Below are 20017 nucleotides of genomic sequence, written 5' to 3'. Positions count from 1 at the left end.
AGCGGGGACCGGCCTTCGTGGCGTGCGAGGACTGCGAGGCTCAGGCCTCGTCAGTGTCCTCAAGGAGCTTCGTCGTGCGCGACTGGTCGAGCGGGATGCTCGGGCCGTTCGTCGTCGTCAGCGAGGCCTTCGTGATGTAGCGGCCCTTCGAGGAGGACGGCTTCAGACGGAGGATCTCCTCGATCGCCGCAGCGTAGTTCTCCACCAGCTGCGTCTCCGAGAAGGACGCCTTGCCGATGATGAAGTGCAGGTTCGCGTGCTTGTCGACGCGGAACTCGATCTTTCCGCCCTTGATGTCCTCGACGGCCTTGGCGACATCCATGGTCACCGTGCCCGTCTTCGGGTTCGGCATCAGACCACGCGGGCCGAGCACCTTACCGAGGCGACCGACCTTGCCCATGAGGTCCGGCGTCGCGACAGCGGCGTCGAAGTCGGTGTAGCCAGCGGCCACCTTCTCGATGAGCTCGTCGCCGCCGACCTCGTCAGCGCCGGCCGCACGGGCCTGCTCTGCCTTCTCACCGTTCGCAAAGACCAGGACCCGAGCGGTCTTTCCGGTGCCGTGAGGAAGGTTGACGGTGCCACGGACCATCTGGTCCGCCTTACGGGGGTCGACACCGAGGCGGAAGGCCACCTCGACGGTCGAGTCGAACTTCGTCGACACGGTGTCCTTCGCGAGGCGCACGGCCTCGAGAGGAGCGTAGAGCCGGTCGCGGTCGATCTTCTCTGCGGCGTTGCGGTACGCCTTGCTGCGCGTTGCCATCTGCTTCTCCTGTTTCAGCAGTCGTGGTGCGGGTCCGCGCGGACCCTTCCACTGGGGATTCTGGGGTGCCACGGCCTCTCGGCTGCGGCGGTGACGCTAGGGGGTTCTCAGCCCTCGACGGTGATGCCCATGGAGCGGGCGGTGCCGGCGATGATCTTCGACGCGGCGTCGAGGTCGTTCGCGTTGAGGTCCTCGAGCTTCGTCTGAGCGATCTCGCGGACCTGGGCGGCCGACAGCTTCGCCACCTTGGTGGTGTGCGGGGTCGCGGAGCCCTTGTCGACGCCAGCGGCCTTCTTGATGAGCTCGGCTGCCGGCGGGGTCTTCGTGATGAACGTGAAGGAACGGTCTTCGTAGACCGTGATCTCCACGGGGATCACGTTGCCGCGCTGCGACTCGGTGGCCGCGTTGTAGGCCTTGCAGAACTCCATGATGTTCACGCCGTGCTGACCCAGCGCGGGGCCGATCGGCGGCGCAGGGTTGGCAGCACCAGCCTGGATCTGGAGCTTGATCAGGCCTGCGACCTTCTTCTTGGGAGGCATTCTCGGGTCCTTCTTGTGATGACTGCAGGTTCGGCGCCGTCCGTGCGACGGCACCGGTGGGTTCGACTCAGATCTTGGCGACCTGGTTGAACGAGAGCTCGACCGGGGTCTCCCGGCCGAAGATCGAGACCAGCACCTTGAGCTTCTGACCCTCGGCGTTGATCTCGGAAATCGTGGCGGGCAGTGTCTCGAACGGACCGTCGGTGACGGTCACGGACTCGCCCACGGTGAAGTCGACCTCGATCGCACCGGCGGCCGGCTTCGAGGACTTGGCAGCCTCGGGCTTCGGCGCGAGCGACGGAGCGAGCATCGAGAAGACCTCGTCGAAGGTCAGCGGGACGGGCTGGTGGGTGTGGCCCACGAAGCCGGTCACGCCGGGCGTGTGGCGAACCGCGCCCCACGACTCGTCGGTGAGGTCCATGCGCACGAGGACGTACCCGGGGATGCGGACGCGACGGACGACCTTCTTCTGCGCGTTCTTGATCTCCGTCACCTCCTCCATGGGCACCTCGACCTGGAAGATGTAGTCCTCCATGTTGAGGGACTGGGTGCGGTTCTCGAGGTTGACCTTCACGCGGTTCTCGTAGCCCGCGTAGGAGTGGATGACGTACCAGTCACCAGGCACACGACGCAGCTCGGCCTTGAACTCCTCGACCGGGTCGACCTCGGCGTCCTCGTCAGCCTCGGGCTGAGCGTCCTGGTCAGCAGCGACGTCCTCGCCCTCGGTGGCCGAGACGTCGGGGGCCTCGACAGCCGTACCGTTCTCGTCGGCCTCGGCTGCGGGCGCGACGAACTCCTCCGCCGGCTCCAGCGATTCCTGAGACACGTGGGGACCTGCTTTCTGCTGACTACTGACGAACGATGGAGACGTGAGCGCCGGGGCGCTCACCTCGCGGGGCGCCGTGGTGTTCGGCTCGGTCAGGCGCCGAACAGCCAGAGCATGAACTTGCCGACGCCCATGTCGACGACGGTGATGAAAGCCATCACCACGACGAGGAAGACGAGGACGACGCCCGTGTACTGGAGCAGCTCGGAACGCGTCGGCGTCGTGACCTTCTTGAGCTCGGCGACGACCTGGCGGACGAACAGAGCGACGCGGGCGAAGAACGACTTCTTCTTCGCCGAGCCCTTGGCCGACTCAGCGCCGTTCACGCGCGCTGCATCAGCGCCCGTCGCCTCAGGGGCAGTTTCGCTCACGTTCACGTCCCTACGTCGCTGGCCTCGTCACTGCCTGCACCTACGGGGGATCGATCGACCCCTCCGAACCACTCGACCTGCCAGGCGACCCGTGTTCCGAGCACCTCGCGCAGGGTAGACAGGACTCGAACCTGCAACCTGCGGTTTTGGAGACCGCTGCGCTACCAATTGCGCCACTACCCTTCGGGGCTGCTCCCGCTCCGAGCGGTCTGCGGGCGCAGACCATCAGAGTGGATATCAACCACCGACAGGACACTGTACCCGCTGGGTCCCACGACACCCAAACCGGGCTGCCTCCGCACGCAGAGGTGTGCTCTGCGACACTGGGCTGATGCGAGACCTCGCGACCCTGCCGAAGGCGCACCTCCACCTGCACTTCACCGGGTCCATGCGGCCCAGCACCCTCGTCGACCTTGCACAGCAGCACGGCATGCGCCTCCCCGCCGCCCTCCTGAGCGGCACCCCGCTCCAGGTCACCGCGACAGAGCGTGGCTGGTTCCGGTTCCAGCGCCTGTACGACGCCGCACGAGCATGCGTGCGTACCGAGGCCGACATGCGCCGGATCGTCCGCGAAGCAGCGGAAGACGACGCCGCCGAAGGGTCGGGACGGCTCGAGATCCAGGTGGACCCGACATCGTACGCGCCGCACGTGGGCGGCATCACGCCCGCCCTCGAGATCGTCCTCGACGAGGCGCGCGCCGCCTCCGCCGCGACAGGGACCGAGGTCGCCGTGATCGTCGCCGCCTCGCGGATGCGGCACCCGCTCGAGGCGCGGACCCTGGCGCGGCTCGCGGTGCGCTACGCCGGGACGGGCGCGGGCGACGTCGTCGGGTTCGGGCTCTCCAACGACGAGCGACGCGGCCGCACCGACGAGTTCGCGCACGCCTTCCGCATCGCCGCGCACGGCGACCTCGCAGCCGTGCCCCACGGCGGCGAGCTGCTGGGTCCCGACCACATCGAGGTCGTGCTCGCCGAGCTCGGGCCCCGCCGGCTCGGGCACGGCGTCCGCGCCGCCGAAGACCCGCGCCTGCTCGACACGATCGTCCGTCAGGGGGTCGCCCTCGAGGTGTGCCCGTCCTCGAACGTCTCGCTCGGCGTCTACGACAAGGCCGCGGAGGTGCCGCTCACGACCCTGCTCGACGCCGGGACGCAGGTCGCCCTCGGCGCCGACGACCCGCTGCTCTTCGGCAGCCGGCTGACCGCCCAGTACGAGCTCGCCCGGCACGAGCACCGCCTCTCTGACGAGGCGCTCGCCGACCTCGCCCGGTCGTCCGTGCGCGCGTCGCGCGCGAGCAGCGCGACGGTCGCGCGGCTCCTCGCCGGCATCGACGCCTGGCTGGCCGCTCCCCCGCCGTCGGACGCGTTGCGGCCATGACCGCCGGTGGCGCCACAGGCGCTGCGCGCGTCGGACGGTGGGCGCGCCTGCGCACCGCGGTCGACCGTACGTCGGTACGCACGCGCATCCTCCTCACCGTGCTCACCCTCAGCGCTGTCGGCATGCTCCTCGCCGCCTCGACCGCCCTCGCCCTGCAGACCCGCGCAGCGGACGACCGCATGGACAGCGACCTCCTCCTGCGCCTCGAGACGTTCACGACGCTCGCCGAGTCAGGCACCGACCCCGGCACCGGTCGCCCGTTCGGGTCGGCGCGCGACCTCGTCTATGCCTCGATGCGGCTCACCATCCCCGGCCCCAACGAGGGCATGGTCGGACTCGTCGGCGACAAGGTCGCGCTGACCGCCCCCTCGTCCGTCGCGCTGCGGCTCGAGGACGACCCCGAGCTCGTCGCCGCCCTCTCCGGCGCGACGACCGCGCCGTCCGCCTCGCTGCGCACGACCCGCACGTCCGAGCGCACCTACCGGTACGTCGTCGTCCCCGTGCACGTGACCCCGCCCGACGGCGTTCCCGCCGACAGCGTCGACACGACGCACGGCGCGCTCGTGGTCGCGTACGACCGCGACGTCGAGCGCGCACGCTCGACCCAGGTGTTCTCGACGCTCGCGATCATGAGCGTCGTCGCGCTCGCCGCCGTCGGCGCTGTCGGGTGGTTCGTCGCCGGCCGCCTCCTCGCGCCGATCCGACGGCTCGACGAGACGGCGCGCCGGATCTCCGAGTCCGACCTGTCCCTGCGCATCCCTGTCACCGGCGCGGACGACCTCGCCCGCCTCACCGCGACCGTCAACGCGATGCTCGACCGGCTCCAGAACGTGTTCCGATCGCAGCGCACGCTGCTCGACGACGTCGGGCACGAGCTGCGCACACCCCTGACGATCGTCCGCGGGCACCTCGAGCTCATGGACGCCGACGACCCGCGCGACGTGATCGCGGCGCGCGACGTCGCGCTCTTCGAGCTCGCACGCATGAGCCGCCTCGTGGACGACCTCATGACGCTCGCCCGTGTCGACCGACCTGACTTCGTCCGGCCCGCGCCGACGGACGTCGGGCGCCTCACCGACGACCTCCTCGACACGCTGCGCCCACTCGCCGAGCGCCGCTGGGTCGTCGACGCCCGGGCCGACGGCGTCGCCCAGCTCGACGCGCAGCGCATCGCTCAGGCGGTCGTCCAGCTCGCCGCCAACGCCGCGAGGCACTCCCCCGACGGCTCCACGATCGCGATCGGCTCCGAGACGGACGCCGACGGCACGTGCCGCATCTGGGTCCGTGACGAGGGCGAGGGCATCGCGCTCGACGAGCAGCCGAGGATCTTCGACCGGTTCCACCGCGGAACCTCCCTGGACGACTCCGAAGGCTCCGGCATCGGCCTGTCGATCGTCTCGGCGATCGCGGCCGCGCACGGCGGCACCGTGACGGTGCGCTCACGACCCGGGCACGGCGCGACGTTCACCATGACGTTCCCGGACCGCGCCAGACACCTGGACGCGGACAGCGGGCGCGAGCAGGCCCGCACGCGGGACAATGGGACGCAGGACGCCCAGCACACGGCGGAGGGGGAGGTCGATGGCATCGATCCTCATCATTGAGGACGAGGCGCGCATCGCGTCGTTCGTCGTCCGAGGGCTCACGGCAGCAGGCTTCAGCTGCACCGCTGTCGCGACCGCCGCCGAGGGCTTCGACCACGCCCAGTCCGGCCACTTCGACCTCGTCGTCCTCGACCTCGGCCTCCCGGACGAGGAAGGCTTCGCGCTGCTCGACCGCATCCGCGGCACGGGCAACACCGTCCCCGTCATCATCCTCACGGCACGCGGCTCGGCCGCGGACACCGTCGCAGGTCTCGAGGGCGGCGCCGACGACTACATGACCAAGCCGTTCGGGTTCGACGAGCTGCTCGCGCGCATCCGGCTGCGGCTGCGCACCGACGTCGGCACCGCGGAGCCCACGGTGCTGCGGCACGGGAGGCTCTCGCTCGACCTGCGCTCACGACGCGCGTCGCTCGACGACGTCACGGTCGACCTGTCGGCGCGCGAGTTCACCCTCCTCGAGACGTTCCTGCGCAACCCCGAGCAGGTGCTCAGCCGCGAGCAGCTCCTGTCCCGCGTGTGGGGCTACGACTTCGACCCCGGGTCGAACGTCGTCGACGTCTATGTGCGGTACCTGCGGCAGAAGCTCGGAGCGTCCGTCATCACGACCGTCCGAGGGATGGGCTACCGGCTCGGAGCCTGAGGGCGCCGACGGGGCGCTCCCGGGCATCGATCCGGGCGGTCAGCCCGCCGAGCGCGGGCTCGGGGCCGACGGCGCAGAGACAGGGCTCTTCGCCGACACGGGCGACTTCGTCGAGACGGGGCTCGGCGCGGTCTGCACCGACACCGGCGACGCCGTCGAGACGGGTGAGGGAGTCTCGACCGGCGAGGCCGTCGTGGTCGGGCTCGGGGTCGACTGCGTCGAGACGACGGTCTGCGGCGACGGGGCGGAGACGACGGACACGGGCGACACGACCGTCCCCGGAGTGATCACCGTGACCGTCGTCGTGGTGCTCGCCGGGCCGACGAGCGTCGCACGGTCGGCGACGTCGGTCGCCGCGCGGGTGACCGACGCGACCTCCTGAGCAGCTGTGCTCGCGCCAGCGACCTGGACGGCCGGGGCGACGTCGCGAGCAGGGGCATCCTGGGTGGCCGCTGCTGCTGCCGACGCGCCACCGCCGAGCACGCCGATGACTCCGGTGACGATCCACACGCGGGGCTGGCTCATGACTGGCTCCGTTCTCCGGCCGAGGCCGGCTTCGCGTCCCCTCACGGGGCTTCCTGAGTCGATCATGAACGTCTTGTGTGAGGAGACGGGGAGCCCCGGATGAGACACCTCTCATCCGAGGCAGGCGACCGGTGCCGCGACCGTCCGCAGACATGAGGAGGGCCCGTCGTCCGGGGGAAACGACGGGCCCTCAGAGCCCAGCCGGCCAGGGGAAACCGGGGGCTACTTCATCCACCGGCCCGAAGGCCGAGGTGACCGTTCGACCGAGGCGCGACAGGGAACGCAGCCACCGATCTCTTCGGACATTTCTATTGTTACGGCACCTGCCAGGTTCTGCGAGCCGAGACGCCATGAGATTGCTCTCATGATGCCCAGGGCGAACACGTGCCGCCTAGTCACGCACCTCAGCGAGGAGCTGTTCAGCGACAGCGAGCCGCCCGAGCGCGTCGGTCCGAGCCGCCTCGCTCGTGTCGTTCGCCGGCATGCTCGCCAGGAGCGAGAGCACGACCCCGGCCGCACGCACCCGCAGCGCACCCGGGTGGACAGCGCTGTCGAAGACCGACATCCACCGCCGCAGCGTCGTCGGGACGAGCGGATACGTCTCCGGGGCGAGGCACGGGAGGACCGCCATGTGCCCCAGCAGGCACGCGAGGTCGTCGACGCGCTGCCCCGGTCCGATCGTGTCGACGTCGAGCAGCGCCGTCACGGCCGCGCCCGTCATGAGGATGTTCGCCGCGTGGAAGTCTCCGTGCGTCGGCACCACAGGGCCGCGCGGGAAGCGCTCGATGAGCGACGCGATCCGCGACTCGAGATGCCGGATGCGGTCCGCCTGGTCCGGCAGGACGTTGCACGCCGCGTCGGCATAGTGCGCCGAGCGCTCGGCCCACGGCCGACGCAGCGGGAGCGTCACGGCGTCCGGGTGGATCGAGTCGAGGCACGTGAGGAGGTCACGCGGGTCGACGCTCGCCGCGCCGTCGCGCGCCAGCAGCTCAGGAAGGGGCTCGCCCTGCGCCTGCGGGAACACGAGCACCGACTCGTCCCACACGTCGAGCACCGGGGGCGCACCCGCCGGCTCGGCGTAACGGTTGCGCGCGAGCAGACCGTCGAGCTGGTCCGGACGCACGACCTTGAGGAAGACGCGGCGACGCTGCGACGTGAGGCTCAGCACGGCCCGGCGCATGGGCCGGTAGCCGATCAGCTCGAGCACCGCGGTCCCCGGGTCCTCGTCGAGGCGGGTGCGCGCAGCAGCGCGCGTCACGTCCGACGCGATCGGCAGGCCCGGCAGCGCCGGGTCTGCCGGGTGCTTCCACGCGTGCAGGACGCGCTCACCGTTCTGGAGACGCACGATGCCGCTCGCAGGACTGGCAGGCACCTCCACCTGGCCCGTGGTCAGGAGGATGTACTCCGCGCGCTCGAGCGGGTCGGCTGCCGTCGCGACGCGCGCGTCGAAGCCCACGGTCACCCCTGCGCCCGGCCGGTGGTGCACCTCGTGCACGACAGCCGACACGAGGGTCGCGCCAGCCGAACGCACGACCGCCTCGAGCGCAGCAAGTCCTTCGGTACCCGTGAGCCAGCCGATGTCGGCTGCCTCCTGCTCCGCCCGCTGCGCGCGCGTGAGCCGCGGCGCAGAGGTCGCGATCGTCGTCATGTCTCCAGTAGACAACGAGTCCCCGGTACCGCGCTCGTCAACAACCCACGCACTCACCCCGATACCGCCTGATGACACCCTCGCCGCGCGACACCGCTCGTACCTCTCGTCACAGCGTGACGCCCACCATGACCGGCTCGGGGACCAGCTCGATCCCGAACGCGTCACGCACGCCGTCGCGCACCGCACGCGCGAGCTCGACGACGTCGGCTGCGGTCGCCTGGCCGCGGTTCGTGAGCGCGAGCGTGTGCTTCGTCGACAGGCGGGCACGGCTCTCCTCGCCGTGCACACCGAACCCCTTGCCGAAGCCCGCACGCTCGATGAGCCACGCCGCGCTCGTCTTGACGAGCGACGCGTCGACCGCCCCGAGGGCTGGCCCCGTCGTGACCTCAGGAAGCGAGCTGCGCACCTCGAAGCGGGGCGCGCCCTCCGGGAGCGACGCAGCGTCCGCCGCGCGCACGACCGGGTTCATGAAGAACGAGCCGGCGCTCCACGTGTCGTGGTCGCTCGCAGGGCCCGCGAGCATCCCCTTGCCCGCACGCAGCTCGAGCACCGCCGCGCGCACCTGCGCGATCTCGGCACGGGTACCGACCTCGACGTCGAGGCGGCGCGCCAGCTCCGGGTACGCGACCTCCGGCGAGAGCGTGCCGAGGCGCGTCTGGAAGGCGACCTCCAGCACGACGTAGCGCGGCGACGGCGTCCAGACCCGACCGTCGTCGTCGGGCTGGTGCATCGAGCGCTTGAGGAGCGACGTCCGGTAGCCGAGGCCGAGCTCGCCCACAGCGAGGAGGCGCGCTCGTCCGAGCACGCGGTCGTAGACGCGCACGGTCGAGATCACCCCGGCGACCTCCTGCCCGTACGCCCCGATGTTCTGCACGGGCGCCGCACCCACCGTGCCCGGGATGCCCGAGAGCGCCTCGAGCCCGACGAAACGCTCCGCGACCGCCTGCTCGACCAGCGCGTCCCACGAGTGCCCCGCCGGCACGTGGAAGCTGCCGCCGCCGCACGAGTCGACCATGTCGACCGTCACGCCCGAGCGGACGTCCTGGACGACGACACCGTCGAAGCCCTCGTCCGCGACGAGAAGGTTCGAGCCGCCGCCGAGCACGAGGACCGGGACACCGTCAGCGTCCGCGGCACGCACCGCGTCGATCAGCTCGCCCTCCGTCGTCGCCCTGACGAGCGAGCGAGCCGGACCTCCGACGCGGAGCGTCGTGAGGTCGGCGAGGCGCACAGACGCGCCCACGGCAGGGGGCGTCGCAGCGGCAGGGGTCGAGGCGTCGAGCGGAGCGGTCATCCGTCCACGGTATCGCGCGGCTGCCGCGCGAGCGGCGTGGCGGCACCCGCGATGACGAGCCCGAGCGCGACCGGGACGAGGATCGTCGCGAGCGCGTGCCGGTACCCCAGGTGCTCCGCGAGCAGGCCGATCAGCGGCGGGCCCATGAAGAACGCCGTGTAACCGATCGTCGAGACGACGCTCACGCGCGCGGCCGCGCGCCGCGGGTCGTCAGCCGCGGCGCTCATGCCCACCGGGAAGCCCAGCGCGGCACCGAAGCCCCACAGCACGACGCCGACGAGCGCGAGCCACATCCACGGCGCGAACGCGAACAGCGCGAGCCCCGAGAACGCGAGACCGCCGAGGAGGCGCAGAACCGTGACACGGCCGAGCCGGTCGAGCAGGTTCGTGCCCAGCAGACGCATGCCGGTCATCGCGACGAGGAACACCGTGAGCGCCATCGCGCCCGTGGCCTCGTCCTTGCCGAAGCCGTCGGCGACCGCCAGCCCGACCCAGTCGTTCGCCGATCCTTCTGTGAGCGCGGCAGCCAGGACGATGAGCCCCACCAGGATCGTGCGCGGCTCGAGCCACGCCCCGAAGACCGAGCCTCGCTCCTCCGCGGCGGCGGCCTCGCCGTCGGCCGCAGGAACGTGCTCGTCGAGCTCGCGGCCAGCGGCCGGCAGCAGCGCACGCACCGCGACCATGACGAGCACGAGGCTCAGCACGACGGCGCCGGGAAGGTGCCACGACACCGGGACGCCGAGGCGCGCCATGAGCGCGCCGAGCGCCGAACCGACGATCGTGCCGAGGGAGAACCCGGCGTGCAGCCGCGGCATGATCGTGCGGCCGACCGCCTGCTCGACGATCGCGCCCTCGAGGTTCATCGCGGCGTCCCACACCGCGGTGCCGATGCCGACGACGACGAGCGCGACGCGCAGGACGGCGACGTCGCCCTGCGCGATCGCCCACGCCGCGATGCTGTAACCGACGACGTTGATGGCCGCGAAGACGACGATCGTGCGGCGCGCACCGAGACGCTCCATGATCCAGCCCGAGAGCGGGAGCGCGATGATCGAGCCGAACGCGACGAACAGCAGGAGCATGCCCATCTCGGTCTCCTTGAGACCGAGCGAGTTGCGCACGCCGACGAGACGCGAGGCCCACGACGCGAAGTTGAACCCGTTGAGGACGAAGATCGCGAAGACGGCCCACGCGGCGACGGTCGCCTTGCGCGCGAGCGCGGCCTCGGACGAGGCAGGTGAGGTCACGGGGTCGTGCACAGGAGCGCCTCTTCCTTGTCGTGGGCCGTGTCGGCGTGCGGGTCCGCGAGCTGGGCGGTCTCCCCCTCGGCAGCAGGACCGTCGGTCGCAGGTTCGCGGGCTGCGGTCGCGTCACCGGGCAGCGGTGCGAGCGGGGTCCGCACCTCCTGGCGGCGTGCCTGCGCGGAGAGCAGCACGGACACGACGAGCCCGACGACGATGAGCGTGAGCGCGTAGCGCGTCGTCAGGTGCTCGGCAGCGAAGCCGAGCAGCGGGGGCGCGGCGATCGACGCGGTCGACGAGAAGGCGGACACGACCGAGACCCGCGACGGCGCCTTGAGCGGGTCGTCCGAGGCAGCGGCGATGCCGATCGGGTACGCGAGCGCAGCGCCCGCGCCCCACAGAGCCACACCGACGACGGCGAGCACGAAGGACGGCGCCGCACCGAACAGGGCGAGACCGACGATCGACGCGACCCCCGAGACGCGCAGCACGGGCACGCGCCCGTAGCGGTCGATGAGACCCGTCCCGCCCAGCCGCACGACCGTCATCGAGCCGACGAAGACGCCGAACACGATCGCGCCCGTCGCCTCGGTGCGACCGAAGTCGTCGACGACGGAGATCGAGAGCCAGTCGTTCGCGGCTCCCTCGGAGAGCGAGGCCGCCATGATGACGAGCCCGAGGAGGAGGGTGCGCTTCTCGCGCCACCCTGCGAGCGACGCTCCGAGACGCCGACGGGGGCGGAGGAACTCGACGTCGCCGTCGGTGGGCTCGGGGCGGGCTGTGACGTGCTCGACGAGGGTGACGTGCGGGATCGCGAGGAGGCGCCAGACGAGCAGCACGCCCGCGGAGATGCCGAACTGGACCGGCACGGACACGCCGCCCCACGACGCGGCGGCACCGAGGAGCGTGCCGAGCAGGGCGCCGATCGAGAAGCAGGCGTGGAACTGCGGGATGATCGTGCGGCCGACGGCGCGCTCGATCTGCGCGGACTCGACGTTGAACGGCACGTTGTTGAGGGCGAAGGACATGCCGTTGAGGAAGATGCCCGCGCACACGAGCGGGAGCGACGAGATGCCGACGCCGATCGCGAGCAGGGTCATGGCCGTGACGAACCCGACGGTCGCAGCCGACATCGTGCGGCGCGAGCCGAAGCGCTGCAGGATCGGCCCCGCGGCGGTGACCATGAGCAGCGACCCGACCGCCCCGACGAGCAGCACGACGCCGAGCTCGGACTCCGCGATGCCGAGGCTCTTGCGGATCGACGGCAGGCGCGACAGCCAGCTCGACATCATGATGCCGAGGAGCGCGAAGAGGCTCATCAGGTACCAGCGCGCGGCGGTGACGGTGCGTGCGGGGAGGGCGGCAGCAGGCGCTGCGGGCGGGGACGTGCTCATGGTCTGCTCTCAGGTCGGGGGGTGCACCCCGAAGTTGATCGAAACGTTTCGAGGACGGGTCAAGTCTCCTCGCGGGGAGGGAACCTCGTCAATGCAGATCGGCGTAAATTCTTGGCCACGAGGAGGTAACCCGGGCGACCTTCGTCACAGCGCCGGCGGCGGACCCGTCGTCGTCCCCACACGCAGCTCGACCGGCAGGACGACCTCCGTCACGCCACGCCCCTGGAGCAGCGCGTCGACCGCGTGCCCGAGCGCCTCCCCCTTCGCCTCGAGCGGCTGCGTGACCGTCGTCAACAAGTCCGTCCCGAGCCACGGCAGGTCCACGCCGTCGAAACCAGCGACCGACACGTCCTCCGGGACGCGCAGACCCATCTCGCGCGCAGCGAGCACCACACCTGCCGCCAGGAGGTCCGACTGCGCGACGATCGCCGTCGGACGCTTCGCCGGGTCGGGCCACCGCGCCGGGTCGAGGATCAGCCGCGCCGCGTCGGCGCCGCTCTCCACGAGCGACGCGGGCGTCTCGTACGTCGCGACGACCTCGAGCCGGGACTCCTCGAGCGCCTCGAGACGGTTGCGCGTCGGCGTCCAGTCGATCTCCTCGTCACGCGGGTTCTCGATCCAGCCCGCCTTGCGGCCCATCCGGAACGGGAGGGTCACGTTCGCGACCCGCCGGTGCCCGAGCCCGTAGAGGTGCTCGGCGAGCTCCGCGAAGCCGCCGCGGTCGTCGATCGCCACGAGCGAGCAGCCAGGCGCGGCGTTGCCCTCGCCGATGACGACAGGGATGGAGCGGCGGCGCAGCACCTCGAGCCGCGGGTCGTCCACGTGGGCACCCCAGATGAGGACGGCGACATCCATGCCGCTCGTCTCGAGCAGCGGGTCGACCTTCATCGCCCCCATCTCGTCCGACTCCATGCCCGGGATGAGCATCACACCGAGACGCAGCTCGCTCAGCGTCGAGACGAGTCCGTCGAGCATCTGGATCGACACCGGGTCACGAAAGCTGCGCTTGACCTTGTCCCCGATCACGACACCGACGATGCCGTGGCGGCCCGAGCGGAGCTGGCGGCCGAGCGCGTTGGGCCCGGCATACCCGAGCGTGGCGGCGGCAGCGTGGACGCGCTCGCGCGTCTGCTCGGCGATGGGGCCGGCTCCGGAGAACGCGAGCGACGCGGTCGACACCGAGACGCCGGCCTCACGGGCGACGTCCGACAGCGTGGGGCGTCGAGACATCCGGGAACTCCTTCATGGCACGCGCGTCACGGGATGACCGCAGGTGCCTGCACCATATCGTCCCGGCTCAGGCCAGGCGGACGACCGCCTGGCTCTTGGCGAGGACGCGCGCGCCCTCGAAGGTCACCGTCAGGTCGATGCGGGCGGTGCCCGCCTCAGCGTCGAGGGCCCCGACGACGCCGGTGACCTCGACCGTGCTCGCTCCCGGGTTGGGCACGGTGACAGGGCGGGAGAACCGCGTCTGGTAGTCGACGACGGCGCCCGGGTCCTGGGCCCAGTCCGTCACGAGCGCGACGACGGACCCCATCGTGAGCATGCCGTGCGCGATCACGCCGGGCAGGCCGACCGACTGCGCGACGACGTCGTTCCAGTGGATCGGGTTGAAGTCCCCGCTCGCACCGGCGTAGCGGACCAGGCTGGCACGGTCGAGCACGACCGTGCGCGTGCCGATCTCCTGGCCGACCACGAGATCGGCGAGCTGCGGCCGGGCGCTCATGCGTCTCCTCCCCGCACGGCGAGGGTCGACCGGACGGTCGCGACATGGTCGGTCAGCGCGGCGTCGCCGAAGAGCTCGCAGCGGGTGGTGACCATCGCGAGACCCGCGCGCTCGACGACGCCGTCGACGTGCAGGACCGTGGTGATCTCGTCACCGGCGACGATCGGCCGGTGGTGGGTGAACCGCTCGTCCGCGTGGACCACGCGGGAGAAGTCGATGCCCGCGTCCGGGTCCTCGATGAGCTGCGCCTCCGCGCGCTGCGCGATGACCACCGCGAACGTGACCGGCGCGACGATGTCCGGATAGCCCAAACCCCGCGCTGCCTCGAGGTCGAGGTGCGCGGGGTGGGTGTTGCCTGTTGCTGCAGCGAACTCGCGGATCTTCTCGCGCGCTACCTGGTAGGGCGCGTTCGGAGCGTACTCACGGCCGGCGTACGACGCGTTGATCGACACGAGGGCTGGCAGCGGCGAGCTGACGAAGGTCAGCGAGTCTCGCGGTGCGAGGTCTTCTTGCCGCAGCGCGGGCAGAACTTCGCGAGCTCGAGACGGTCGGGGTCGTTCCGACGGTTCTTCTTGGTGATGTAGTTGCGCTCCTTGCAGTCCACGCACGCGAGCGTGATCTTGGGGCGAACGTCAGTGCTCTTGCTAGCCACGGTCTTGCCACCTCTCGCACCCGCAGGGGGTGCAATTGCTCCTGTGTCCGCGCGCCGCCGGCCGGCGTGCGGTGTCGTTCTTGGTAGCGGAGGCGGGGCTCGAACCCGCGACCTCACGATTATGAGTCGTGCGCTCTGACCAGCTGAGCTACCCCGCCTCGAACGATGTCGTGTGACACCACGCTGATGCTCACCGAACCAGGTCCGAGCATCGATCGCGCGGACAATGATCCCACGATCGACGACAAAGCACCAACAGAGCCCCCGATGGGAATCGGACCCATGACCTCAGTCTTACCAAGACTGCGCTCTACCACTGAGCTACGGGGGCAGCGCGGAAAACACTACCTGCTCTGCGGCAGGAAGCGAAATCGGCTCGATACCGCGGTTCCGCGACCGCGGACAGGCGTCAGTCCACGAGGGCGAGCTCGACGAGGCGCAGCGCGCCCTCACGGCTCTGCGCCGCGCAGATGAAGGCCGCCTTGTGGCAGAAGACCGCGTCCTGCACGCCCGTCACCTCGGCGAGCGCCTCGCCGTCGAGCCCGCGCCACGCGTCCGGGAACGGCTTCCGCGAGCCGAACTCCGAGCCCGCAGGCCGCACCGTCTGCACGGTCCAGGCGCCCGTCGCGCCCGGGAACACGGTGTAGAGCAGCTCGGGCTGCGCCGTCGCGATGCCGCCGTGCGGCATGAAGCGGTCGAGCACGACGACACGCTTGTCCGACGACGCGCGGTAGGCAGCGAGGAACTCCTCCTCCGCCGCGAAGCCTGCCTCGTAGGAGCGCTTGAGCCGGGTGAGGATCTGCGTGGCGAGACCCACAGCGACCTCGAACTGCGCGTCGAAGCTCTCCTCCTCGCCGATCGGGTTGAACAGCCCCAGCACGGTCGACACGTCCACCGGCGGCGTGCCGAGGTCGGAGACCGTGTAGAGGTCCTGGCCGTTGTCGACCGCGTCGATCGCCGTCACGAGACGACGGTCGATCTTGCCCCAGACGCGCTCGTCACCACCGCAGAACTCGAGGCCGTAGTGCTGCCACAGCAGCCCGAACGCCGAGTAGAGGATGCCCGACGGCCGTGCACCCGACGTGAGCTGGTGGTGGTCGAAACGGCGCGCAGCGGCGTCGTACGTGCCGCCCACGTCCAGCACGACGTCCGCGCCGTCGAGCACCTCCTTGTCGCGCGAGCGCACGACCTGTGCGTCGGGGAACAGCTGCGTCAGGAGGGCGACGCCGAACACGTCGTCGGCATGGAACTTCCCGTTGTGGGTGGCGATGATCACCGAGCCACCCTATGCCGCGCACCCGGCACCCCACGCACGGGCGCCCGGCCCGTCAGCCGAACCGGCCCTCCACGTAGTCCCGCGTCCGCGGGTCCTGCGGAGCGCCGAACATCGCCGCCGTCGGCCCGTGCTCGACGATCCCGCCCGGGGTCCCCGCCTCGGCGAGGAAGAACGCGCACCGGTCCGAGACGCGCGCCGCCTGCTGCATGTTGTGGGTCACGATGACGATCGTCACCTCACCGGCGAGGTCCGCGATCGTCTCCTCGACCCGCCGCGTCGACGTCGGGTCGAGCGCCGAGCAGGGCTCGTCCATGAGCAGCACCCGGGGACGGACGGCGAGCGAGCGCGCGATGCAGAGCCGCTGCTGCTGCCCGCCCGAGAGCCCCCCACCGGGAGCCCGCAGCCGGTCCTTGACCTCGGTCCACAGGCCCGCCTTGGTGAGGCACTCCTCGACGAGCTCAGCCCGCTGCGACGCCGAGGAACGCACGCCCGTCAGGGCGAGCCCCGCCACCACGTTGTCCTGGATCGACATCGCCGGGAACGGGTTGGGCTTCTGGAACACCATGCCGATGTCACGGCGAGCCTCCGTCACCCGCCGCCGCGCGTCATAGACGTCCTGACCGTCGAGCAGCACCTCACCCGCGAGCGCCGCAGAAGGAACCAGCTCGTGCATGCGGTTGAGGATCCGCAAGAACGTCGACTTGCCGCAGCCGGACGGGCCGATGAGCGCCGTCACCCCGCCCGCAGGCATCGTCAGCGACACGCGCTCGAGCACCTTGTGGCTGCCGAACCACGCGGAGACGTCACGCGCCTCCAGCTCGGCAGGCCCGGCGCGCAGCGCCTCGGCAGGGGACGCCGCAGCCGGGGGTGCGAGCGTCGCGCCATCGGGGCTCGGCTCGAGGCCGGCCAGCGCGGGGCGGGGGATCGTCTGCGTCGCTTCCATGGTCACCGGACCAGGGTGCCGGGCCAGCATGACGAGCAGAGGGACGGCGGATGAACACGTGGCCCTGATCGTCGCAGCGGTCAGATCAGGTTGGGCAGCATCGCGAGGAGCTGCTCGGAGGCGAGCACGGCAGCAAGGAGCACGAGCGGCGCCCCGACCACCCACGCCGGCCCCACCGTCCACCATCGGCGCAGCAGGACGAGCACCGAGATCGCCAGACCCAGCCCGAGCAGCGCGAGCACCGCCGTCGGCCAGCCCGAGACGTCCGCGCTGAACGCGGCCTCCTGCCCGCCGAGCGCCGCGAGCTGCACCGCCGCGACCGGCGTGGGCTGCGCCGGGGTGACGAGCCGCGCGTCGACCCGCAGGACGTCCGTCGGCAGGTACGCCGTGCCCGACGCCGACACGAGCGTCAGCCGCCCGGCCCCGCTCGCGAGCGGCGCCGGCACCGGGTCCCCGGACCGCCGGACGCCGACGACCTCGTAGACCGCCTCCCCCTGCCCCGTCGTCGTACGGACCTCGTCGCCCGGGACGAGCTCGTCCAGCCGACCGAACGGGCCCCCGGCGACCGCCTGACGCCCCATCACGACGCTGGCCCCCGCCTGCCCCGGCAGGACCGTGTCGCGGCGGTGGCCCGGACCCGACAGGAGGATCGACGAGGTCGTGCCCTCGAGCACGACCTCGTCGATCCCGAGGCGCGGCACCTCGACCGTCGCGACCGCGGTGCCCGGCTCGAGGAGCCGGTCCGCGGCCGTGAGCTGGCCGACCGGCGCGGTGCCGTCGGCCAGCTCGAGGCGGAAGGAGCCGTACGCGACGTGCTGGTCACGCGCGTACCGCAGGGGCGACACGACGGTCGCCTGCAGCACGACGCTCAGCAGGATCAGTGCCACCACGCCGAGCGCGGTGCCGATCCACCGCGCCTGCTGCGCCGGCCCGGCTGACGGCCAGGCGCCCTCCACGTCGGGCAGCAGGGTGTGGTCGATCGTCGTCACGACGGCTCCTTCCGGATGGTCAGCGAGCGGAACGGAGCGTGACCGTCTTGGCCTTCGCCGCGTTGACGGTCTTGCTGCCCGTGTAGGACACCGTGAGCTTGTGCTTCCCCGCAGCGAGACGCGGCAGGGTGACCTTCACCGAGGACTTGCCCCGGGGCAGCGTCTTCGTCGCGAGCGTCCGCTTGCCAGACTTCACGACGATCTTCCCCGCAGGCTTGACGCCCTTCGCGGACACCGACACGGTCACCTGGGCGCGAGCGCCGACCTTGACCTTCTTCGGCGCCTTGACCTTGACCGTGGCCTTGGCCTTGGCCGCCTTGAGCGTCACCGTCGCCGAGGAGGACGCACGGACGACCGAGGCGTCAGCCGGCGAGAACGTCGCACGCAGCGCCGTCGACGTCGCACCCGGGGTGACCGTGAACGTGGCGGAGGAACCCGCGAGCTTGGCCGTGCCGAGCGGCTTGGTCCCCGCGAACAGCGTCACGGTGCCCGCCGTAGCAGCACGGGAGACGACCGAGACGCGCACCGAGGCCTTCGTACCGACCGTCGCCTTCGCCGGCACGAGCACCGACGTGGACGACGTCGCGGCAGGCGCCGTCGGCACGGCGGTCACGGCGACCGTCGAGGAGGCAGAGCGCGAGGCGCCCACTCCCGGGAGCGTCGGGACGAAGACGGCCGAGACGGCACGCGTGCCGTTCGCCGTCGGGGTCCAGGCGAGCGTCGCGCTCGACGCACCACGGGCGACCTTCGCCGACGCCAGGACCGTCGCGCCGTCGACCAGGCGGACGGTGCCGCCGGCGTTGCCGAACGACGTCACGTCGACCTTCGCCGAGACGGCCGTCCCCACCGTCGCGGTCGCGGGGACCGAGAGCGTCGTCGTCGACGTCGAGGGCTTGTAGGCACGGACCGACGTGTCACCGCACTTCGTGGATCCCGTCAGCAGGCCGAAGCCGTACGCCGCGATCGTCGCCGCGTCCTTGCAGACCAGGGAGCCCTCTCCCACGAACGTCTTCGCGATCTGCGACGTCGGGTCGTCAGCGAGCGCGGACGGCACGATGTTGTAGACCTGGCGCGTGTACGCGTTGTACGCGGGGTTGAGGGCGTAGGAGCCAGCAGCCCCGGTCGTCGCGGCCTGACCTGCGACGCCGCCCAGGAGCGCGCCCGCACGGTGGTCGGTCGACTTGCCGTTGCCCTGCGCGACCCACTGCGCGATCGAGAACGGGACGATCGCGCCACGGTCCTGCTCGTCGGTGCCCGAGACGAGCGCGGCACCCTTGTGCTCCTGCACGCCCGCACCGGCGTAGTCCGCCGCGCGCAGGTTCGCGTACGTGCCGGCCGCGATGTCGCTCTCGGTGATGCCCATCTGACCGAGCCAGTACGACCGCGTGCCCGACCCGGCCTGCGGGATGAACGTCGTGATGTTGACGACCGTCTCGCCCGCCGCGGGCGCCTCCGCGCCGACGAGCAGACGCGAGACGCCGCCAGCCGTGACCGCGACCTTCGTGATCTCCCCCTTGAAGATCGACGTCAGCTCGGCCTTCGTCAGGTTCGCCGGGATCGCGCTGCCCGGTGCGACCGCGTACGTGACCGCGTCGACCCCGAACGGGATGTACGTCAGCACGCCCTCGGCGTCGGCTGCGGAGCCCGCTCCGCTCGAGGAGCGCGCGAACTGGACGAGGTTCGCGACGTCCGCCGTCGTCACGGTGGGCGACGGCGCACCCGAGACCGGGATCGCCGCCGACTCGACCTGCCCGATCGCGACGCGCAGCAGGTCGCGGCCAGCGCTCGAGCCGTTGGCGCGCGGCAGCGCGGCGCTGCCCGACTTCGTGACGACCGTGGTCGTCGCGCCGCTGGCGTCGTACGACGCGAGCACGTTGCCGCCGACAGAAGCAGCAAGGCCGTTCATGACGTCCTGCGTGGTGTCGGAGCCGAGCCCGGCGAGGGTGCCGAACGTGCCCGGTGCGGGATCTGCGTGGGCAGGGACGATCGAGGCGGACAGCACGAGCGCGGCAAGGCCGAGCCCGAGGCCGGTCCTGCTGACGTGGGTCACCTTCATGAGGAGTCCTCTCTGGGACGAGTCAGGGCAGCCAGGTCCCTGTGACCTGGCCTTCGGTGTGACGTTCGGCACGCTAACCGCGGCGGATGGCCGACCGACGGCCGGGCGACGTCCAGAGAGTGAATGCCAGCCGCCGGTGCGGGTCCCAGCCCCCG

General features: G+C 71.3%; 20 protein-coding genes and 3 tRNA genes. 3 read left to right on the top strand and 20 right to left on the bottom strand.

Annotation, left to right across the window (positions count from 1 at the left end; genetic code table 11):
• Window positions 1-40 precede the first annotated feature (40 nt).
• The 5 genes from rplA to AC4F3Q_RS00940 form a co-directional block, all read right to left on the bottom strand.
• Entirely contained in the window at window positions 41-760 is a 720-nt protein-coding gene (gene rplA / locus AC4F3Q_RS00960; protein WP_168446313.1) for a 50S ribosomal protein L1, read from the bottom strand.
• Window positions 761-867: 107 nt separating this feature from the next.
• The gene (gene rplK / locus AC4F3Q_RS00955) at window positions 868-1299 is read right to left on the bottom strand and encodes a 50S ribosomal protein L11 (protein WP_168446314.1); all 432 of its coding nucleotides are present in this window, start codon (window positions 1297-1299) and stop codon (window positions 868-870) included.
• 67 nt (window positions 1300-1366) lie between these two features.
• On the bottom strand, window positions 1367-2125 hold the full coding sequence (gene nusG / locus AC4F3Q_RS00950; RefSeq protein WP_168446315.1) for a transcription termination/antitermination protein NusG: 759 nt from the start codon (window positions 2123-2125) through the stop codon (window positions 1367-1369).
• Between the two features lie 92 nt (window positions 2126-2217).
• Window positions 2218-2496: a preprotein translocase subunit SecE gene (gene secE / locus AC4F3Q_RS00945; RefSeq protein WP_168446316.1), complete on the bottom strand. Its 279-nt coding sequence runs from the start codon at window positions 2494-2496 to the stop codon at window positions 2218-2220.
• Between the two features lie 110 nt (window positions 2497-2606).
• Window positions 2607-2679 (bottom strand) — tRNA-Trp (locus tag AC4F3Q_RS00940).
• Between the two features lie 148 nt (window positions 2680-2827).
• On the opposite strand from AC4F3Q_RS00940, the gene AC4F3Q_RS00935 reads away from it, so the two are divergent.
• Genes AC4F3Q_RS00935 through AC4F3Q_RS00925 form a run of 3 tightly spaced genes read left to right on the top strand, consistent with a single transcriptional unit; the run spans window position 2828 to window position 6115 of the window.
• Window positions 2828-3871 (top strand): adenosine deaminase, encoded by a 1044-nt coding sequence (locus AC4F3Q_RS00935; protein WP_491038375.1) that lies wholly within the window; start codon window positions 2828-2830, stop codon window positions 3869-3871.
• Window positions 3868-5475 carry a sensor histidine kinase gene (locus AC4F3Q_RS00930; RefSeq protein WP_491038374.1) on the top strand — a complete coding sequence of 536 codons (1608 nt, stop codon included), beginning with the start codon at window positions 3868-3870 and terminating at the stop codon, window positions 5473-5475. Before AC4F3Q_RS00935 ends, AC4F3Q_RS00930 begins: the two co-directional genes overlap by 4 nt.
• Window positions 5453-6115, top strand: a complete 663-nt coding sequence (locus tag AC4F3Q_RS00925; RefSeq protein ID WP_168446319.1) for a response regulator transcription factor — start codon at window positions 5453-5455, stop codon at window positions 6113-6115. Before AC4F3Q_RS00930 ends, AC4F3Q_RS00925 begins: the two co-directional genes overlap by 23 nt.
• A 39-nt stretch (window positions 6116-6154) precedes the next feature.
• Here AC4F3Q_RS00925 and AC4F3Q_RS00920 read toward each other — a convergent pair whose 3' ends face one another.
• The 15 genes from AC4F3Q_RS00920 to AC4F3Q_RS00850 form a co-directional block, all read right to left on the bottom strand.
• Window positions 6155-6640, bottom strand: a complete 486-nt coding sequence (locus AC4F3Q_RS00920; RefSeq protein WP_491038373.1) for a hypothetical protein — start codon at window positions 6638-6640, stop codon at window positions 6155-6157.
• A 391-nt stretch (window positions 6641-7031) separates the two neighbouring features.
• Window positions 7032-8288, bottom strand: a complete 1257-nt coding sequence (locus AC4F3Q_RS00915; protein WP_491038372.1) for a phosphotransferase — start codon at window positions 8286-8288, stop codon at window positions 7032-7034.
• A gap of 109 nt (window positions 8289-8397) precedes the next feature.
• A complete protein-coding gene (locus tag AC4F3Q_RS00910) occupies window positions 8398-9585 on the bottom strand; it encodes a UDP-N-acetylmuramate dehydrogenase (RefSeq protein WP_491038371.1) in 1188 nt (395 codons plus the stop codon).
• Window positions 9582-10832, bottom strand: a complete 1251-nt coding sequence (locus tag AC4F3Q_RS00905; protein WP_491038370.1) for an MFS transporter — start codon at window positions 10830-10832, stop codon at window positions 9582-9584. The genes AC4F3Q_RS00910 and AC4F3Q_RS00905 overlap by 4 nt, the downstream gene beginning before the upstream one ends.
• A complete protein-coding gene (locus tag AC4F3Q_RS00900; protein WP_491038369.1) occupies window positions 10829-12220 on the bottom strand; it encodes an MFS transporter in 1392 nt (463 codons plus the stop codon). The genes AC4F3Q_RS00905 and AC4F3Q_RS00900 overlap by 4 nt, the downstream gene beginning before the upstream one ends.
• 144 nt (window positions 12221-12364) lie before the next feature.
• The gene (locus tag AC4F3Q_RS00895; protein ID WP_491038368.1) at window positions 12365-13450 is read right to left on the bottom strand and encodes a LacI family DNA-binding transcriptional regulator; all 1086 of its coding nucleotides are present in this window, start codon (window positions 13448-13450) and stop codon (window positions 12365-12367) included.
• A gap of 67 nt (window positions 13451-13517) precedes the next feature.
• Entirely contained in the window at window positions 13518-13946 is a 429-nt protein-coding gene (locus AC4F3Q_RS00890) for a MaoC family dehydratase (protein WP_491038367.1), read from the bottom strand.
• Window positions 13943-14398: an FAS1-like dehydratase domain-containing protein gene (locus AC4F3Q_RS00885; protein ID WP_491038366.1), complete on the bottom strand. Its 456-nt coding sequence runs from the start codon at window positions 14396-14398 to the stop codon at window positions 13943-13945. Before AC4F3Q_RS00885 ends, AC4F3Q_RS00890 begins: the two co-directional genes overlap by 4 nt.
• A 29-nt stretch (window positions 14399-14427) precedes the next feature.
• Entirely contained in the window at window positions 14428-14598 is a 171-nt protein-coding gene (gene rpmG / locus AC4F3Q_RS00880) for a 50S ribosomal protein L33 (protein ID WP_098457602.1), read from the bottom strand.
• Window positions 14599-14679: 81 nt separating this feature from the next.
• Window positions 14680-14756, bottom strand: a tRNA-Met gene (locus AC4F3Q_RS00875).
• A 101-nt stretch (window positions 14757-14857) separates the two neighbouring features.
• Window positions 14858-14929 (bottom strand) — tRNA-Thr (locus tag AC4F3Q_RS00870).
• 78 nt (window positions 14930-15007) lie between these two features.
• Window positions 15008-15874: an MYG1 family protein gene (locus AC4F3Q_RS00865; RefSeq protein WP_491038365.1), complete on the bottom strand. Its 867-nt coding sequence runs from the start codon at window positions 15872-15874 to the stop codon at window positions 15008-15010.
• Window positions 15875-15926: 52 nt separating this feature from the next.
• Window positions 15927-16817: a phosphate ABC transporter ATP-binding protein gene (locus AC4F3Q_RS00860; RefSeq protein ID WP_491038829.1), complete on the bottom strand. Its 891-nt coding sequence runs from the start codon at window positions 16815-16817 to the stop codon at window positions 15927-15929.
• An 80-nt stretch (window positions 16818-16897) separates the two neighbouring features.
• Window positions 16898-17806: a sortase gene (locus tag AC4F3Q_RS00855; protein ID WP_491038364.1), complete on the bottom strand. Its 909-nt coding sequence runs from the start codon at window positions 17804-17806 to the stop codon at window positions 16898-16900.
• Between the two features lie 19 nt (window positions 17807-17825).
• Complete coding sequence (locus tag AC4F3Q_RS00850) at window positions 17826-19862, bottom strand: Ig-like domain repeat protein (RefSeq protein WP_491038363.1); 2037 nt, start codon at window positions 19860-19862, stop codon at window positions 17826-17828.
• Window positions 19863-20017: the final 155 nt, after the last annotated feature.

Source organism: Flavimobilis sp. BM9 (assembly GCF_058313055.1).
The sequence above is the reverse complement of the archived record's forward strand: the minus strand, read 5'-3'. Positions and strand labels throughout refer to the sequence as shown.

Excerpts from the sequence above, each read along its gene's own strand:
- AC4F3Q_RS00920 (WP_491038373.1), bottom strand. The coding sequence starts at position 6,640 with ATGAGCCAGCCCCGCGTGTGGATCGTCACCGGAGTCATCGGCGTGCTC.
- AC4F3Q_RS00925 (WP_168446319.1), top strand. The coding sequence starts at position 5,453 with ATGGCATCGATCCTCATCATTGAGGACGAGGCGCGCATCGCGTCGTTC.
- AC4F3Q_RS00935 (WP_491038375.1), top strand. The coding sequence starts at position 2,828 with ATGCGAGACCTCGCGACCCTGCCGAAGGCGCACCTCCACCTGCACTTC.
- AC4F3Q_RS00890 (WP_491038367.1), bottom strand. The coding sequence starts at position 13,946 with ATGAGCGCCCGGCCGCAGCTCGCCGATCTCGTGGTCGGCCAGGAGATC.
- AC4F3Q_RS00850 (WP_491038363.1), bottom strand. The coding sequence starts at position 19,862 with ATGAAGGTGACCCACGTCAGCAGGACCGGCCTCGGGCTCGGCCTTGCC.
- AC4F3Q_RS00895 (WP_491038368.1), bottom strand. The coding sequence starts at position 13,450 with ATGTCTCGACGCCCCACGCTGTCGGACGTCGCCCGTGAGGCCGGCGTC.
- AC4F3Q_RS00930 (WP_491038374.1), top strand. The coding sequence starts at position 3,868 with ATGACCGCCGGTGGCGCCACAGGCGCTGCGCGCGTCGGACGGTGGGCG.
- AC4F3Q_RS00860 (WP_491038829.1), bottom strand. The coding sequence starts at position 16,817 with ATGGAAGCGACGCAGACGATCCCCCGCCCCGCGCTGGCCGGCCTCGAG.
- AC4F3Q_RS00915 (WP_491038372.1), bottom strand. The coding sequence starts at position 8,288 with ATGACGACGATCGCGACCTCTGCGCCGCGGCTCACGCGCGCGCAGCGG.
- AC4F3Q_RS00910 (WP_491038371.1), bottom strand. The coding sequence starts at position 9,585 with ATGACCGCTCCGCTCGACGCCTCGACCCCTGCCGCTGCGACGCCCCCT.
- AC4F3Q_RS00900 (WP_491038369.1), bottom strand. The coding sequence starts at position 12,220 with ATGAGCACGTCCCCGCCCGCAGCGCCTGCTGCCGCCCTCCCCGCACGC.
- rplA (WP_168446313.1), bottom strand. The coding sequence starts at position 760 with ATGGCAACGCGCAGCAAGGCGTACCGCAACGCCGCAGAGAAGATCGAC.
- rplK (WP_168446314.1), bottom strand. The coding sequence starts at position 1,299 with ATGCCTCCCAAGAAGAAGGTCGCAGGCCTGATCAAGCTCCAGATCCAG.